At 71.7% G+C, this 16775-nt stretch carries 10 protein-coding genes; 8 read left to right on the plus strand and 2 right to left on the minus strand.

The features are described from left to right. The first annotated feature begins 1 nt into the window (after position 1). From ACIA8X_RS02575 to ACIA8X_RS02585, 3 genes are read left to right on the plus strand one after another with little or no spacing between them, the layout of a single operon-like run. A complete protein-coding gene (locus ACIA8X_RS02575; protein ID WP_399457620.1) occupies positions 2 to 1192 on the plus strand; it encodes an NAD(P)/FAD-dependent oxidoreductase in 1191 nt (396 codons plus the stop codon). Positions 1193 to 1218: 26 nt separating this feature from the next. Next, entirely contained in the window at positions 1219 to 2622 is a 1404-nt protein-coding gene (locus ACIA8X_RS02580) for a 2-oxoadipate dioxygenase/decarboxylase family protein (protein ID WP_393454460.1), read from the plus strand. Then, positions 2619 to 4148, plus strand: coding sequence for an aldehyde dehydrogenase family protein (locus ACIA8X_RS02585; RefSeq protein ID WP_393454457.1), 1530 nt, complete (start codon positions 2619 to 2621; stop codon positions 4146 to 4148). Before ACIA8X_RS02580 ends, ACIA8X_RS02585 begins: the two co-directional genes overlap by 4 nt. A 20-nt stretch (positions 4149 to 4168) precedes the next feature. On the opposite strand, the gene ACIA8X_RS02590 is transcribed toward ACIA8X_RS02585, so the two are convergent. Further along, positions 4169 to 4783 carry a dihydrofolate reductase family protein gene (locus tag ACIA8X_RS02590; protein ID WP_393454454.1) on the minus strand — a complete coding sequence of 205 codons (615 nt, stop codon included), beginning with the start codon at positions 4781 to 4783 and terminating at the stop codon, positions 4169 to 4171. Positions 4784 to 5077: 294 nt separating this feature from the next. On the opposite strand from ACIA8X_RS02590, the gene ACIA8X_RS02595 reads away from it, so the two are divergent. The 5 genes from ACIA8X_RS02595 (at position 5078) to ACIA8X_RS02615 (ending at position 15366) form a co-directional block, all read left to right on the plus strand. After that, positions 5078 to 10615 (plus strand): glutamate synthase-related protein, encoded by a 5538-nt coding sequence (locus ACIA8X_RS02595; RefSeq protein ID WP_399457621.1) that lies wholly within the window; start codon positions 5078 to 5080, stop codon positions 10613 to 10615. Between the two features lie 5 nt (positions 10616 to 10620). Then, positions 10621 to 12342 (plus strand): sulfite reductase flavoprotein subunit alpha, encoded by a 1722-nt coding sequence (locus ACIA8X_RS02600; RefSeq protein WP_399457764.1) that lies wholly within the window; start codon positions 10621 to 10623, stop codon positions 12340 to 12342. Between the two features lie 2 nt (positions 12343 to 12344). After that, positions 12345 to 13247 carry a hypothetical protein gene (locus tag ACIA8X_RS02605; RefSeq protein ID WP_399457622.1) on the plus strand — a complete coding sequence of 301 codons (903 nt, stop codon included), beginning with the start codon at positions 12345 to 12347 and terminating at the stop codon, positions 13245 to 13247. A 237-nt stretch (positions 13248 to 13484) separates the two neighbouring features. Next, on the plus strand, positions 13485 to 13688 hold the full coding sequence (locus ACIA8X_RS02610; RefSeq protein ID WP_093907474.1) for a cold-shock protein: 204 nt from the start codon (positions 13485 to 13487) through the stop codon (positions 13686 to 13688). A 109-nt stretch (positions 13689 to 13797) separates the two neighbouring features. Next, the gene (locus ACIA8X_RS02615) at positions 13798 to 15366 is read left to right on the plus strand and encodes a DEAD/DEAH box helicase (RefSeq protein WP_399457623.1); all 1569 of its coding nucleotides are present in this window, start codon (positions 13798 to 13800) and stop codon (positions 15364 to 15366) included. 10 nt (positions 15367 to 15376) lie between these two features. Here the strand turns inward: ACIA8X_RS02615 and ACIA8X_RS02620 are convergent, their stop codons facing one another. After that, positions 15377 to 16549, minus strand: coding sequence for a DSD1 family PLP-dependent enzyme (locus tag ACIA8X_RS02620; protein ID WP_399457624.1), 1173 nt, complete (start codon positions 16547 to 16549; stop codon positions 15377 to 15379). Between the last annotated feature and the right edge of the window lie 226 nt (positions 16550 to 16775).

Raw genomic sequence — 16775 nt, forward strand, 5'->3', positions numbered from 1 at the left:
CTTGTCCAGCTCCTCCTCCCCCTCTCTCTCCACCTACCGCACCGTTCCGCCCACCGCCGATGTCGTGATCATCGGTGGTGGGGTGATGGGTGCGAGCATCGCCTTCCACCTCGCCGAAGCGGGGGTGACCGACGTCGTCGTGGTCGAGCGCGGCGACCTGTGCAGCGGCAGTTCGGGCAAACCGATCGGCGGCGTGCGCGCCCAGTTCTCCGATCCGCTCAACATCGAGCTGGGCAGCCGCAGCCTGCGCGCCTTCCAGGACTTCCCGCACCGTCCCGGCGCCGACATCCGTCTCGACAGCGTCGGCTACCTCTTCCTGCTCACCACGGACCGGCAGGCCGCGGACTTCGAGGCGAGTGTCGGGATCCAGAACTCCCTGGGCGTCCCCACCCGCATGATCGGCCCGGACAAGGCACAGCGGCTGTGTCCGTACATCAGCACCGACGGGCTCCTGGCCGCAGCCTTCTCCCCCACCGACGGCCACGCCCGCCCCGCCCTGGTCGTCCAGGGATACGCCGACGCCGCCACCCGGGCCGGCGTCACCTTCGCCACCCACACCTGCGTGACCGGCATCGACACCGCCGGCGACCGGGTCACCGCGGTGCACACCGACCGCGGCCGGATCGACTGCTCCACCGTCATCTGTACGGCCGGCGCCTGGTCCGGGCAGATCGGCGCCATGGCCGGCGTCGACCTGCCGGTACGGCCGGTGCGCCGCCAGCTCGCGTTCACCGCGCCGCTCACTCCCCCGGCGCCCCGCATCCCCTTCACCATCGACTTCGCGTCGTCGGCCTACTTCCACAACAGCGACGACGGCCTGCTGTTCGGCCTCGCCGACCCCGGCCAGCCGGAGGGCTTCGACACGACTTGGACCCCGGAATGGCTGGAGCTCTTCCAGCAGGTCGCACGAGAGCGGGCCCCCGCGCTGGCGGACATGGAGATCGCCGACGGGTGGGCCGGACTGTACGAGGTCACGCCCGACCACAACGCGCTGATCGGACGCTCCGGCGAGGTGCCCAACTTCCTGTACGCCACCGGGTTTTCCGGCCACGGCTTCCTACAGGGCCCCGCCGTCGGCGAGATCGTGCGCGACCTGCACCTCGGCCGCGAACCCTTCGTCGACATCTCCCCCCTCAGCGCCGACCGTTTCCGGACGGGAGCCGAGATACGTCCCGAAGCCCACGTCGTGTGAACCCCCTGACAGGAAGGGCCTCTTCGATGATCAGCCAGTGGCAGCTGCGCGCCGCGTTCGCCGCGCGACTGTCGGACATGTACGGCCGTGAAGTCCCCGCCTACACCACGCTCGTGGACGTCTCGCGCGAGGTGAACGAGGACGTGCTGCGCGCGCAGGGCGCCGACGCCGAACGCCTCGGCTCCATCAGTCGGGTGACCGCGGAACGCCACGGCGCCATCCGCGTCGGCACCCCCGCCGAACTGGCCCAGGTGGCGCGTGTGTTCGGCGCCCTCGGCATGCGCCCGGTCGGCTTCTACGACCTGCGCGAGGCCGCCGCCAGCGCGGTACCGGTCGTATCGACCGCGTTCCGTCCCGTCGACGGGGAGGAGCTGGCCCGCAACCCCTTCCGTGTCTTCACCTCCATGCTCACCCCGGCGGACCCGCGGTTCTTCGACGCCGACCTGCGCGCCCGCCTGGAGACGTTCCTCGCCGGCCGCGAACTGTTCCCGCCGGAGCTGCTCGCCCTGGCCGACCGGGCGGAGGCGGAGGGGGAACTGCCGGACGCCGACGCCGAGCGCTTCCTCCACCTGGCCGTCGCCGCCTTCGAGTTGTCGACGGAACCGATCGACAAGGCCTGGTACCAGACCCTGGAGCAGGTCTCCGCCGTCGCCGCGGACATCGGCGGCGTGCGCAGCACCCACATCAACCACCTCACCCCGCGCGTCCTGGACATCGACGAGCTGTACCGCCGTATGACCGAGCGCGGCATCGAGATGATCGACACCATCCAGGGGCCGCCCAGGTGGAAGGGGCCCGACCTGCTGCTGCGCCAGACGTCCTTCCGGGCCCTGGCCGAACCCCGCGCCCTGCGCACCCCGGACGGCCAGGTGACCAGCGGCGCCCTGCGGGTGCGGTTCGGCGAGGTCGAGGCGCGCGGTATCGCCGTGACCCGCGAGGGCCGGGCCCTCTACGACCGTCTGCTCACCCTCCTCGACGAGCGGGCGGCCGCGCACCCCGGTGCCGACCGGGCCGAACTCGCCCACAGCCTGTGGACGGAGCACGTCCCCGGCACCGAACGGGAGCTGGCCGCCCAGAAACTGGCGTACTTCACCTACCGCGTCGCACCCGACCGGCCGCGGGACGGCAGCCGCCCGCCGCAGGCCCTCGACGAGCTCCTGGCCCAGGGCTGGGTACGGGCCGAGCCCATCGTCTACGAGGACTTCCTGCCCCGCTCGGCGGCCGGCATCTTCCAGTCCAACCTCAGCGACGCGGGTTCCCGGGACAACGACCAGCAAGGCGCCGCCTACGACAGCGACTGGCTCTCCGGCGCCATCGACCGCGCCGTACTCGACCCCTTCGCCCTGTACGAGCGGCAGCAGAACGAATCCCTCGCCCAGGTCGCCACAGAACTCGACCTGCACCTCACCACCCTCAAGGGAGCATCATGACCACCGCCGCCCTGCCCACCACCGAGGACCTGCGCGCCCGTGCCCTCGCGAGCCTGGAGCGCATCGGCGCGACCGTCCCCGAAGGCACCGGCCTCCAGGCCCGTACGCCCATCACCGGCGAGGACCTGTTCGGCCTGGCCGCCGCCACCGACGCCGAGGTCGAGGAGGCCCTTGCCGCCACCCGCGAGGCGTTCCTCACCTGGCGCACCACACCGGCGCCCCGCCGTGGTGAACTCGTGCGCCGGCTGGGCGAGTTGCTGCGCGAGCACAAGAGCGACCTCGCCGACCTCGTCACCATCGAGGCGGGCAAGATCCGCTCGGAGGCGCTCGGCGAGGTCCAGGAGATGATCGACATCTGCGAGTTCGCGGTCGGCCTTTCCCGGCAGCTCTACGGCCGCACCATCGCCTCCGAGCGGCCCGGCCACCGCCTCGCCGAGACCTGGCACCCGCTCGGGGTCGTCGGCGTCATCTCCGCGTTCAACTTCCCCGCCGCCGTGTGGTCGTGGAACACCGCCGTGGCCCTGGCCTGCGGCGACACGGTGGTCTGGAAGCCGTCGGAACTCACCCCGCTGATCTCCCTGGCCTGCGACCGCCTCCTCGCGCAAGCCGCCGAAGAGGTCGGCGCCCCCCGCGACGTACACCGTCTCCTCCTCGGCGACCGCGCCATCGGCGAGCGGCTCGTGGACGACCCGCGTGTCGCCCTCGTCAGCGCCACCGGCTCCACCCGCATGGGCCGCGAGGTCGGCCCCCGGGTCGCGGCCCGCTTCGGCCGCACCCTGCTGGAGCTCGGCGGCAACAACGCCGCCGTCGTCGCCCCCTCGGCCGACCTCGACCTCGCCGTGCAGGGCATCGTCTTCGCCGCGGCAGGTACGGCCGGACAGCGCTGCACCACGCTGCGCCGCCTCATCGTGCACCGCGACATCGCGGACACCCTCGTCGCCCGCCTGACGGCCGCCTACGCCAAGCTCCCCATCGGCGACCCGTTCGACGAGGGCACGCTGGTCGGCCCTCTCATCTCCGGCACCGCTTTCGACGCCATGCAGGACTCGGTCGCCCGCGCGCAGGCACAGGGCGGCAAGGTTCTCGTCGGCGGCGGCCGGCGCCTGGCCGAGGCGGCACCCGGGGCCGCCTACGCCGAGCCGGTCATCGTCCGCGTCGACGAACAGACCGACGTCGTGCGGCAGGAGACCTTCGCCCCGATCCTCTACGTCCTGACCTACGACACCTTCGAGGAGGCCGTCGCCCTGCACAACGACGTCCCGCAGGGCCTGTCCTCCAGCATCTTCACCCGCGACCAGCAGGAGGCCGAGCGCTTCCTCTCCGCCGAGGGCTCCGACTGCGGTATCGCCAACGTCAACATCGGCACCTCCGGAGCGGAGATCGGCGGCGCCTTCGGCGGCGAGAAGGAGACCGGCGGCGGCCGTGAGTCCGGCTCCGACGCCTGGCGCGCGTACATGCGCCCGGCGACCAACACCATCAACTACTCCAGCCGCCTCGCCCTCGCACAGAACGTCAGCTTCTTGTAGGGCTTTCCCTCCGTTCCGGGTCACTTCACCAAGCGGTACTTGAGGTGCGTGGCGAGAGGTGTGTCGACCACCCGGACCGGTTCGAGGTTCCGTCGCCCGGAGCCCAGCTCCTCGAAGAGCCGCAGTCCCTCTCCGAGGAGCGCGGGCACCACATGCAGCTGCAGTTCGTCGATGAGTCCCTCCCTGAGGTACTGCCGCACCGTGCTCGCCCCGCCCGCGATGTCGACGTTCCGGTCCCCGGCGGCGGCCTTCGCCTGGTCGAGGGCGCTGTGGATGCCGTCGGTGACGAAGGTGAAGGTGGTGCCGCCCTGCTTGACCAGGGTCGGCCGGGGGCGGTGGGTGAGCACGAAGACCGGGGCACGGAAGGGCGGGTTGTCGCCCCAGAACTCCTCGCCCGTGTCGTACATCATCCGCCCCATGACCACCGCCCCGGTCGCGTCGAACCACTCGCGCATCAGCTCGGAGTCGCGGTTCTCCTCCCCGCCGGTCATGCCCTGGCGCTCCCGCCAGCTCGCCAGGTTGTGAATCCACTCGAAGAGCGGCTCGGCGCCGTCGCCTCCCGGGTTGTCGAGGGAGACGTCGGTGCCGGCGACGTAGCCGTCGAGGGAGATGGCCATATCCGCGGTCACGATCACGATGGGGGCTCCTGAAGTCCTGGTTCTGGTCCTGGCCCGGTCCTGGTCCCGGTCCCGGTCCCGAGATGTGCTGCCTTCACTCTCACGTCGATCGGGACCCCGCACATTCGACATCCCCGGCGATGCGCGCAGCAGATACGTGCAGGACACACACTTGCAAAGAAACTTAGGTAAGCCTTACTATCCGAAATCGCACCACTCAGGGCCTAGGCCGTCACACCGGTCCGCCCGCGGCGAGCGCTTCACCGACGCAGCCTGGCCGTCCTGCCGGAACCAGCTGCTCAGGACCCGCCCGTGAATCACACCCCCCTCGGTCTCTACGACCCTGCCCGCGACCACAGTGACTGCGGCGTCGGCTTCCTCACCCGCCTCGACGGGGTGCCGAGCCATGACGTCATCCGCAAGGGCGACGAAGCGCTCCGCACCATCCCGCACCGCGGTGGCAAGTCCGCCGAGGGCGTCGGCGACGGCGCGGGCGTGAGCGTCGACCTGTCGGTGGAGTTCTTCGGCGCGATCACCGGCGAGGAGCTGCGCGCCGGGCACTTCGGCGTCGCCAACTGCTTCGTGCCGGTCGCCGAGGACCGCCGCGACGACGCGCTGGACCTCGTCGGCCGCAGCATCGCCGAGCAGGGCTTCGAGATCCTGCTGGTCCGCGACGTACCCGTCGATCACTCCGTCGCCTGCCCCGCCGCCGAGCAGTACCAACTGCCCATCGTGCAGTGGGTGTTCCGCGCGCCGGACCACTGGGAGCGCGCCGACATCGACACGGCCGCGAACCGCGCCCTGCTCGCCGTCGAGGCCGTCGCATACGCCGGCTCCACCGACGACACCGACACCTACGCCGGGCTGTATCCGCTGTCGCTCAGCGCGCGCACCCAGGTGCTCAAGGGGCGGCTCAACTCCGGGGAGGTCATCGGGTACTTCCGTGATCTGCGCGATCCCCGGCACTCCGTCCGGTCGCTGTACTTCCACACCCGGTTCTCCACGAACACCGAGCCGCACCCGACCATGGCCCAGCCGTTCCGTCTCATGGCGCACAACGGCGAGCTGAACACCGACCGCAAGAACCGGCTGAGCGACGAGGCGCTCGCGCGGGCCCGTACCCGGAGCATCGTGCGCCCGCCGGGGCAGTCCGACTCCAGCCGGCTCGACCAGACCCTGCAGAGCCGGGTGTTCGACGACGGCCTCGACCTCGTCGAGGCGGTCGTCTCGCTCATGCCGCCCGCCTGGGAGAACGACCACACCCTGCCCGACGGGGTGCGGGACATGCTGGAGTACTTCTCCCTGTACGAGGAGAAGAACGACGGTCCGGCGGCCCTCATCTTCAGCGACGGCGACGTCATCGGCGCCCGCCTCGACCGGCTCGGCCTGCGCCCGCTGCGTACCGTCGAGACCGCCGAGTACCTGATGGTGGCGTCGGAGGCCGGGCAGGTCGCCTTCCCTGACCAGGAAGTCGTGCATCGGGGGCGTATCGAGGCCGGCGGCATGCTCGTCGTCGACCACCGCACCGGACGCCGGATGCGCACCCGCGACGTGCTCGACGCCCTCGCCGCGCGCCGGCCGTACAGCGACCTGCTCGCCTCGGCCCGGGTGAACCTCGACGACCTGCCCGCGCCCGACTACTACCGCGGCACGACGACGCTCGGCTACGACGGTGATCTGAGCCTCGCCGGGCGGTACGTGGCGTACTCGCTGAACCAGGAGAGCTTCCGGTTCATGCTCGACCCGATGCTCGCCGACGGGTCGGAGCGGATCTCCGCGATGGGCTACGGCAACGCCATCAACGCGCTCAGCGACACCGAGGGCGGCATGGCGAAGTACTTCTCGCAGCGCTTCGCCCAGGTGACCAACCCGCCGCTGGACAGCATCCGCGAGGCCGACGGCATGAGCATGCGGGTGGCCCTCGGTCCGAAGCCGGACGGGACCCACCACACCAGCGGGCGGCAGCTCGTCGTCTCCTCGCCCGTGCTCGGGCACCTGGACATGGTGCGGCTGCGGGACCAGCGGGTCGTGCCGCTGGAGCGGTTCGCCATGCTCTACGACCCGGTGGCCGGGGACGAGACCGCCAACGCGGACGCGCTCCGGGCCGCGCTCCAGCGGCTCTGCGACGACGTCGAGCGGTTCGCCGGCGAGCAGGGCGGCATCGCGGTCCTCACCGACCGGGCCGTCTCCTCCACGCGCGCGCCGCTGCCGGTGATCCTCGCCGTCGCCGCCGTGAACCAGCGGCTCATCGAGACCGGGCTGCGGCTGCGCGTCTCGCTCGTGGTGGAGAGCGGGCAGCTGGCGTCCTCGCACCACGTCGCCACCGCGCTCGGCTTCGGCGCCTCCGCGGTCTACAGCCTCAGCGCCCGCCTGCGCGCCGAGGAGAAGTACCCGAGCGCACCCGCCCCCGCGGGCGAAATCACCGGGACCGACCGGGCGCTCGCGAAGTTCCGCAAGGCGGCCGAGAAGTCGCTCGCCAAGACCATGGGCCGCGTCGGGCTGTGCACCGCCGAGAGCTACATCGGCGGCGAGTTCTTCGAACCGAACTACCTCGACACCCGCGACGACGTGTTCGCGCGGGCCTTCCCGCACATGGAGGCCCCGGTCGGCGGGGTCGGGTTCGCGCGTATCGCGCAGGCCGCGACGGACTGGCACGAGCGGGCCCGTACGGTGGACGGCGAGCAGCAGATTCCGCTGCTCGGGCTGTTCAAGGAGCGGTCGGACGGGGCCGGGCACTCCTTCGGGGTCACGGCCGTGCGCGGCTTCGGTGACATGGTCGAGGAGCGGCCGGAGTTCGGGAAGCCCGAGGACTCCGACGCGCTGCGGCTGCTCACGCTCGGCCAGCTCGACGACGCGTTCGGGATCACCGACGCCGCCTACCGCAACACCGGGTACGACGCGCTCAGCGACGCCGAGATCGACGCGTTCCGGATCACGCCCGGGTACCGCGCCTTCCTGCGGACCACCCACGAGGAACGGTCGCGCCGCCCGGCCGCGCTGCGGGACGTGCTCGCACTGCCCGCCGACGTCACCGGTCTGCGTACGGCGGAGGACTTCGCCCGTGAGCTCGGCCGGTTCTCGACGACCGGCAACGCGAGCGTCACGGCTCGGGGTGTCGTCGTGTCCGTCACCGAGCAGGGCACCTTCCGGCTCCGTCTCACCTCCCCGGGCCCCGACGCCGCCGAGCGGCACACCGCCCTCGCCGCAGGGCTCGCGCACCTGGGCGAGGTCGAGACCCTGGCCGCCGGCGCCGACGGCATCGAGGTCACGGCCACCGGCCCCGCCGCCCGCCTCCTCACCCTCCTGGACAGCGCCCCCGACAGCGTCCCGCTCGACGACGTCCAGCCCGCCCACGAGATCACCCGCTCCCTCGCCTCCGGCGCGATGAGCCACGGCGCGCTCGTGGCGACCGCGCACGAGGCCGTCGCGCACGGCACGAACATGGTCGGCGCGATGTCGAACAGCGGCGAGGGCGGCGAGCACCACACCCGGTACGGCACCATCCGCGGCTCCCGGATCAAGCAGTTCGCGTCCGGCCGGTTCGGCATCTGGGCGGGCTATCTCGCCGATCCGATGCTGGAAGAGCTGGAGATCAAGATCGGGCAGGGCGCGAAGCCGGGTGAAGGCGGTCAGCTGCCCGCGCCGAAGGTCACCGTAGACATCGCGGCGGCCCGTGGCGGCACCCCCGGCATCGAACTCATCTCCCCTCCCCCGCACCACGACACGTACTCCATCGAGGACCTCGCCCAGCTCATCCACGACTGCAAGGCCGCCCGCGTCCGCGTCATCGTCAAGCTGGTCTCCTCGGAGGGCATCGGCACCATCGCGGTCGGCGTGGCCAAGGCCGGCGCGGACGTCATCAACGTCGCCGGGAACACCGGCGGCACGGGTGCCGCGGCCGTCACCAGCCTCAAGTACGCCGGGCGTTCGGCGGAGATCGGCGTCGCCGAGGTGCACCAGGCGCTCGTCGCGAACGGGCTGCGGCAGAAGGTCGTCCTGCGCTGTTCCGGCGCGCACCAGACCGGCGGCGACGTCGTCACGTCGGCGCTGCTCGGGGCGGACAGCTTCGAGTTCGGCACGACGGCCCTGATGATGCTCGGCTGCGTCATGGCGAAGAACTGCAACGTGAAGTGCCCCGCCGGACTCACCACCAACCCGGAGGTCTTCGAGGGCGACCCGCGCGCGCTGGCGCAGTACCTGCTCAACATCGCCCACGACGTCCGCCAGATCCTCGCCCGCCTCGGCCTGCGCTCCCTGCGCGAGGCCCGGGGGCGTACGGACCTGCTGCAACTCCTCGACCACCCCGCGAGCGTCGGGCGCCTGGACGTCCGCCGCCTGCTCGCGCGCGTGCCCGAGAAGGTCGTAGCGGATCCGGAGTACCTGGAGAAGGACTTCACCACCGACGACGCCCTCGTCGAGCGGGTGCGTGCCGCGCTCGTCGACCGGCGTGAGCCGTCCCTGCTCGTCGAGGGCATCCGCCTCGGCAACAGCGACAAGTCCGTCGGCGGGCAGCTCAGCATCGATGTCGAGCGGCTCCTCAACCACGAGAGCCACGGACTCGGCGACCTTGCAGGTGTCCCCGCCGTCACCACCGACGACCGCGGCCGTCGCCGCCTCGTCGACGACGCCGTCCGCATCCGCACCACCGGGTCCGCGGGACAGTCGTACGGCGTCTTCTGCAACGACGGCATCACCCTCGAACACACCGGCACCGCCAACGACGGCGTCGGCAAGAGCCAGAGCGGCGGCCGGATCGTCGTGCGCGCCCCGGGCGGCGGCAGCGCCGAGCGCGGCGGCAACGTGCTCGTCGGGAACTTCGCGCTGTTCGGCGCGACCGGTGGCCGGACCTTCGTGCAGGGCGAGGCCGGTGACCGGTTCGCCGTGCGCAACTCCGGTGCTACGGCGGTCGTCGAGGGCCTCGGCGACTTCGGCTGCGAGTACATGACCGGCGGTACGGTCCTCAACCTCGGCGGCTTCGGCAAGGGCCTCGGCAACGGCATGAGCGGCGGGTTCCTGTACCAGTACGACCCGTCGGGCGAGCTGGCCGGCCGGGTGAGCGCCGACTCGCTGCTGGTGTTCCCGGTGACGGACACCGGGCACGGCGCCTTCCACGAGGAGGCCGTACGGCTGCTGCTGGCCTGGCATGTGGAGGCCACCGGATCCCCGCTGGCCGCCCGGCTGTTGGAGCACTGGGAGTCCGAGCGGCAGCACCTGTACTGCGGGATGCCGCGCGCGCTGCTCCTCTACCAGGACTCGACCGAGATCCTCGCCGCGGCCACCCGGTCCCAGCTCCTCGACGAGCTCGCGACGTCGATCGCGACGGACAAGCTCCGCGCGTTCAAGGTCGACTACCGCGACCGCCGCACCGTGCTCGGCGGCCGTGCCCCGGCCTTCGGCGACCAGGGCAGCGACGACATGTTCTCGCTGCTGTCGTCGTACACGGTGCTCGGCGTCGCGCAGGACCTCGCGCTCCAGCGGGTGCCCGGGGCGACCGGACCGGACGACCCGCGGGTCGCCGAGGCCGTCCGCAATCTCGTGCTCACCGAGGACTTCTTCGTCAAGCAGCGCGTCGTGAAGTACCTGCGCGGCACGCTGGACCGTTTCGACGACGGCGAGTTGGCGACCCTGATCGCGATCAAGCGCCTCGACGACTACAAGCGCGCCCTCAAGCAGCGCAACAACCTCAGTGTGGACGCCCCCGGCACCTACGGCTGGATCGTCCACCAGACCACGAAGAACGCCGGCCGTGTCCGCGCCGCCCGGTTCGACGAACTGCTCGCGAACGCGGCCCTGGAGGACATCGCCTCCCGCCGCGCCCCGCAGGCCCCGACCGAGACGGTGACCGCGTGACCCTCATGCCCCCGACCGGGTCCCTCATCCCCGCCGACGCGCCCTTCTCCGCCCAGCAGGAGGCCTGGCTCGCCGGGTTCATCGCCGGTATCGCCGCCGCCGGCCGCCGGGACGGCGCGGCGGTCGACGCGCCCACGGCGACCATCGACGTCCTGGTCGGCACACAGACCGGGAACGCCGAACTGGTGGCCGACGAGGTCGTCGCCGGGGCCCGCGCCCGCGGCCTCGGCGGGAAGGCCGCCGCGCTCGACGACGTCACGCCCGAGCAGCTCGCCGCCATGTCCCACGTCCTCGTCGTCACCTCGACGTACGGCGAGGGCGAGATGCCCGACAACGCAGGGCTGTTCTGGGAGGCGCTGCAGTCCGACACGGCGCCGCGCCTGGAGGGCGTGCGCTACTCGGTCCTCGGGCTCGGTGACCAGGGCTACGACGACTTCTGCCAGGCCGCGAAGCTCATCGACACGCGGCTGGAGCAGCTCGGGGCGACCCGGGTGCACGAACGCGTGGACTGCGACGTCGACTTCGAGGAGCCGGCCGCCGCGTGGACTTCGGCGGTCCTGGAGCGGATCGCCTCGGAGACGGGCGCGACGGGCAAGGGCGACGCGAGTGCGCAGGCACCGGCGAAGCCCCGCTCCCCCTGGAACAGGCGCACCCCGTACCAGTCCCGCCTCGCCGTGAACCGGCTCCTGTCCTCCCCGCGCAGCGCGAAGGAGATCCGCCACTTCGAGTTCGACCTCGGCGACAGCGGCATCACCTACGAGGCGGGCGACGCGCTGGCCGTCGTACCGCTGAACGACGACGCTCTGGTCGGCGCGCTGCTGGAGCACCTGGGTGCGCGCGGTGACGAGGAGAGCGCCGAACTCCTGCGCACCGAGCGCGAGATCCGCACCCCGTCGAAGGAGCTGATCGCCGACCTGGTCGAGCGTGCCCCTGACGGCGAACTCGCCTCGGTCGTCGCGCACGGCGACCGCTCCGACCTGGACTCCTGGCTCTGGGGCCGGGATGTGCTCGATCTCCTGCGCGACGCCGGGTCCAAGGCACCGTCGCTCGCCGAACTCCTGCCGTTCCTACGGCCGTTGCAGGCCCGCCAGTACTCGATCTCGTCGAGCCCGCTCGCCCACCCGGGCAGCGTCCACCTCACGGTCGCGTCGGTTCGCTACGGCGCCGGGGACCGCCGGTACGAGGGTGTCGCGTCGACGTACCTGGCGGACCGAACCGGTGCGTCCCCGGTGGGCATCTACCTCCAGCCGAACGCCTCCTTCAGCGTCCCGGCCGACGACGAGGCCCCCGTGATCATGATCGGCCCGGGCACGGGCATCGCCCCCTTCCGCGGCTTCCTGCACGAGCGGGCCGCGCGGGGCGCCTCCGGCCGCAACTGGCTGTTCTTCGGCGACCAGCACCGCGAGACGGACTTCGTCTACGAGGACGAACTGTCCGAACTCCAAAAGAGCGGCGTACTCACCGAGTTGGACCTCGCCTTCTCGCGCGACCAGGCCGAGAAGATCTACGTGCAGACGCGGATGCGGGAGCGGTCACGGGAGTTGTACGCCTGGCTGGAGGAGGGCGCGCACCTCTACGTCTGCGGCAACGCCTCCCGCATGGCGAAGGACGTCGAGGCGGCGCTGCTGGGGGTCCTCGCCGAGCAGCGCGGACGCGGGGACGACGATGCCGCCGAGTACCTCGCCGACCTGCGGCGGGCGAAGCGCTACGTACGGGACGTGTACTGAGCATGACGGACCAGCACGGGTGCGCCTTCGAGGGCTGCTGCCCCAGGCGCGGCGACAGCGTGCGGCTGATCGACTCCCGCATGCCGGAGCTGGCACGGTGCCTGACCCTCTTCCAGTACGTCCAGGCGGTCACCGCAGGGCCGGTCGCGCGGATCGACCAGGCCGGCAGTTACGCGGTACCGAGCCTGCGCGGCGACGCGTTCGCCGTCCGGCCGGGCGAGATCGCGCTGCGCCTCGACGCCGACGGCGTCGCCGCGGCCGTGGTCGCGCGGGACGAGGGCACCGGATCGGTCGCCGTACGCCTGCTCGACGCGGACGGCCGGACCGTGCACCAGGGGCGGCTGCTCTCCGAGGGGGACCGGCTGCTGGTCGGACTCGCCGGCACGGTCGCCACCGGATCGCCGGGCACCGAACGGCCGTCCCCCGCCACGGAGTTGGCGGCGTGGGAGAACGGCGACCAGCTCGCCCAGCTCGACGCGGTCCTCACCGACGGCGGCATCGCCCGGCGCCAGGCGTTCGACCGGTACCGGGGCGAGCACCGGCCGATCGACGTCGGCGTCATCCCCTCCGTGCTCGACCACGTCTGCTCCGTCGGGCTGCCGATCGGCGTCGCGGTGTTCGCCCCGGCGGCCATGCAGGCGTGCGTCGGTCGTGTGCACGTCACCGACCGGACCGTCGGCGGGCGGGTGTTCGCGGCGATCGCGGAGAGCTCGGTGGAGATCGACCTGGCGGGCGTCCGCGCCTGCCACCTCGTCCGCTCCACGGCGGCACACGGCCCGACCTCGGCGCTCGAACTCGACGACGAGGACGGCCGCTGCGTCGCGGTGATCACGCAGTTCGGGATCGTCGGGGAGCAGGTGCACGCGGCGTGGGAGCACCTGGCGGCGTCGCTGCCCGACGCCTAGGGAGTGCGGTGGATCCGGCTGTCGCCGGGACCAGGTCGTGGACCTGTGCTACCTTTGCCTGAAGTGGCAGTTTTGGTTACCAGAGGCTTCTGAGTGCTCTTCGACCTTCCGTCGACGAGCACTCTTTGTGTTTCCGGGGGCTTTCCGGGACTTCTTGATCTTCCCGTCGGGTCAAAATCGCTGCTACGCCGGGTCCGCAAAGTGCGAACCCGGGCATTGCCTTAAGGGAGATTCAGTATGGCAACTGGCGTCGTGAAGTGGTTCAACGCGGAAAAGGGCTTCGGCTTCATCGAGCAGGAGGGTGGCGGCCCGGACGTGTTCGCCCACTACTCGAACATCGCCACCTCCGGTTTCCGTGAGCTTCAGGAAGGCCAGAAGGTGACCTTCGACGTCACGCAGGGCCAGAAGGGCCCCCAGGCCGAGAACATCGTTCCCGCCTGACGCTGACGCGCACGCACGGCCGGGGCCCGCACCTTTGGGGTGTGGGCCCCGGCTCGTGTGCGACAGGTGCCGACAGGCGCCGACAGTGCTGTATCGAGGAAGGTCCCCATTGAACCGCTCGGCTCGTACGAACAGCAGCTCCTCCCGCTCCCGCACGGACAAGGGCTCCGCAGGCTCCACCGGTACCGCCGGTTCCGCCCGGGGCAACCGCGTCCGTTCGCAGGGGACGGGCCGCCAGGGCGCGCCCTCGCGTTCGGCCAAGGCCGGGCGGAGCGGTCGCGGAGGCAGGCCCGCCGCGTCCGGCGGTGAGTTCGCGCTGCCGGTGACGCTGACCCCCGCACTGCCGCCGGTCGAGGCGTTCACCGAGCTCGACATGCCGGGGCAGCTGTTGGCGACCCTGAGCGCCGAAGGCGTGACCGCCCCGTTCCCCATCCAGGCCGCCACGCTGCCGAACTCGCTGGCCGGCCGGGACGTCCTGGGCCGGGGCCGCACCGGTTCGGGCAAGACGCTGGCCTTCGGCCTCGCGCTGCTGGCCCGTACGGCAGGGCAGCGCGCCGAGCCCAAGCAGCCGCTGTCCCTCGTCCTCGTACCCACCCGTGAGCTGGCCCAGCAGGTCACCGACGCGCTCACCCCCTACGCCCGTACGCTGCGCCTGCGGCTCGCCACCGTCGTCGGCGGCCTGTCGATCGGCCGCCAGGCGAGCGCGCTGCGCGGCGGTGCCGAGGTCGTCGTCGCGACGCCCGGCCGGCTCAAGGACCTCATCGACCGAGGCGACTGCCGTCTTGACCGCGTCGCCATCACGGTCCTGGACGAGGCCGACCAGATGGCCGACATGGGCTTCATGCCGCAGGTGACCGCCCTGCTCGACCAGGTGCGGCCCGACGGCCAGCGGCTGCTGTTCTCCGCCACGCTGGACCGCAATGTCGACCGGCTGGTCCGCAACTACCTGCACGATCCCGTCGTCCACTCGGTCGACCCGTCCGCGGGCGCCGTCACGACGATGGACCACCACGTGCTGCACGTGGAGGACGACGACAAGCACGCCACCACGACCGAGATCGCCGCCCGCGACGGGCGGGTGATCATGTTCCTGGACAGCAAGCACGCCACGGACCGGCTGGCCAAGAAGCTCCTGGCCGTCGGTGTGCGCGCCGCCTCCCTGCACGGCGGCAAGTCGCAGTCCCAGCGCAACCGTGCCCTGACCCAGTTCAAGGACGGTCACGTCACGGCCCTGATCGCCACCAACGTCGCCGCCCGCGGCATCCACGTCGACGACCTCGACCTCGTCGTCAACGTCGACCCGCCCGGCGACCACAAGGACTACCTGCACCGGGGCGGCCGTACCGCACGCGCCGGCGAGTCCGGCACGGTCGTCACCCTGGTGCTGCCCCACCAACGCCGCGACATGACGCGGCTGATGTCCGACGCCGGCATCACTCCGACGACCACCAGGGTCCGCTCGGGCGGGACCGAACTGAACCGCATCACCGGCGCCCAGACGCCCTCCGGCGTGCCGGTCGTCCTCCCTCCGCCCGTCACCGAGGACCGCCCCGAGCGCACGGGTTCCGCCCGGCGTTCAGGCCGCGGCCGACCCGGCCAGGGCCGCCGCCGCTCCTCCTCCGCCTCCTCCGGCGCCTCCTCCGCCTCCGCCTCCGCCGCCAAGAGGAAGGGCCGCTGAGACGGGCGCGTCACCAGCCGGTGACGCGCTTCCAGAATTCCTGGATCCGCGGTGCGGTGTCGGCGGCGGATTCGGCGGTTCGCGTGCTGTCGACGACGTGGTAGCCGTGGTGCTGGGCGGCCGTGGCGCAGGCGTGGTTGGGCAGGATGCGCAGGCGGGTGCCGACGGGCAGGTCGGGCAGGCGTGCACCGTCGCGGACGTTGAGGGTGCCGTGTTCCTGGCTCGCGGCCGTCATGACCAGACCGGGGACGAGGGTGCCGTCGAGGGTGGTGACCAGGCCGTAGCCCTGGTCCTGCGCCTGGCCGGAGGTGCCGCGATCGCGTGACATGGCCATCCACCCGCCGTCGGTGACGATCCACCCGTACTCGGGGCGGTGGCCGATGACGGTGACGACGACCGACAGGGCGAGGTCCTCGATGCGGCAGACGCCGAGGCCGGCCATCACCAGGTCGAAGAAGACGTAGTTGCCCGCGCGTAGTTCGGTGACGCCGGTGAGGTCCTCGGCCGCGTGGGCCGTGGGCGTGGAGCCGACGCTGACGGTGGCCACGGGCAGACCGGCCGCGCGCAGCCGCTCGGCCGCGGCGACGGCGGTGTCGCGTTCATTCCTCGCCGCCAGGCGCCGCTCCTCGGCGGTGTAGGCGAAGTAGGACTCGCCCGCGTGGGTCAGTACGCCGTCCAGACAGCCCGCTTCGTGCAGGATGCGGCCGATCTCGGGGAGCGCGGGGGCGTCGGGCCTGAGGCCGCCGCGGTGGCCGTCGCAGTCGATCTCGATCTGGGTGGGGACGGGGAGACCGGCCCGGCGGGCGGCGTCGGCGACGAAGGTCGCCTGCTCGGTGCTGTCCAGCAGGATGCGCAGGGCGACACCGCGGCGCAGCAGGGCGATCACGCGCGGGAGTTTGTGGGGGTCGATGCCGACGGCGTAGGTGATGTCGCGGTAGCCGCCGTCGGTGAACGCCTCCGCCTCGGCGAGGGTGGAGACGGTGATCGGGCCGGGGGTGCCGTGCCGCAGGAGGGCGGCGACGTCGAGGCTCTTGGCCGTCTTCACGTGGGGGCGCAGGGCGACGCCGAGCCGGTCGGCCCTTTCCGCCAGCCGTTCGATGTTGCGCCGGGTCCGGTGGACGTCGACGACGGCGAACGGGGTGTCGGGGTCGGCCAGGGTCAGGGCGGGGTGGGGAGTGCTCACAGGGAGATGTCCATCCGGATTTTGGATTCTGGATTGTGATTCTGGATTGCGACTCTGGATTTTCATTCCAACTATAGACAGACAGTCCAGAAGTTCCGGGCGGTGTGGTGCCGCCGTACGCGATAGGGGCGGGACTTGTGAGAGTCGCAGCAGGTCGCCGCAGTCCTTATAGGCTCCCCGCGTGCCGATCAAGTGTGAGTTATCCACGGATGCAAATCAGCAACTG

Origin of the sequence: Streptomyces sp. NPDC051738 (genome assembly GCF_044453205.1) — a bacterium.
Taxonomy (GTDB): domain Bacteria; phylum Actinomycetota; class Actinomycetes; order Streptomycetales; family Streptomycetaceae; genus Streptomyces.

Coding starts and splice junctions, on each gene's coding strand:
- ACIA8X_RS02610 (WP_093907474.1), top strand. CDS start 13,485: ATGGCAACTGGCGTCGTGAAGTGGTTCAACGCGGAAAAGGGCTTCGGC.
- ACIA8X_RS02580 (WP_393454460.1), top strand. CDS start 1,219: ATGATCAGCCAGTGGCAGCTGCGCGCCGCGTTCGCCGCGCGACTGTCG.
- ACIA8X_RS02605 (WP_399457622.1), top strand. CDS start 12,345: ATGACGGACCAGCACGGGTGCGCCTTCGAGGGCTGCTGCCCCAGGCGC.
- ACIA8X_RS02600 (WP_399457764.1), top strand. CDS start 10,621: ATGCCCCCGACCGGGTCCCTCATCCCCGCCGACGCGCCCTTCTCCGCC.
- ACIA8X_RS02585 (WP_393454457.1), top strand. CDS start 2,619: ATGACCACCGCCGCCCTGCCCACCACCGAGGACCTGCGCGCCCGTGCC.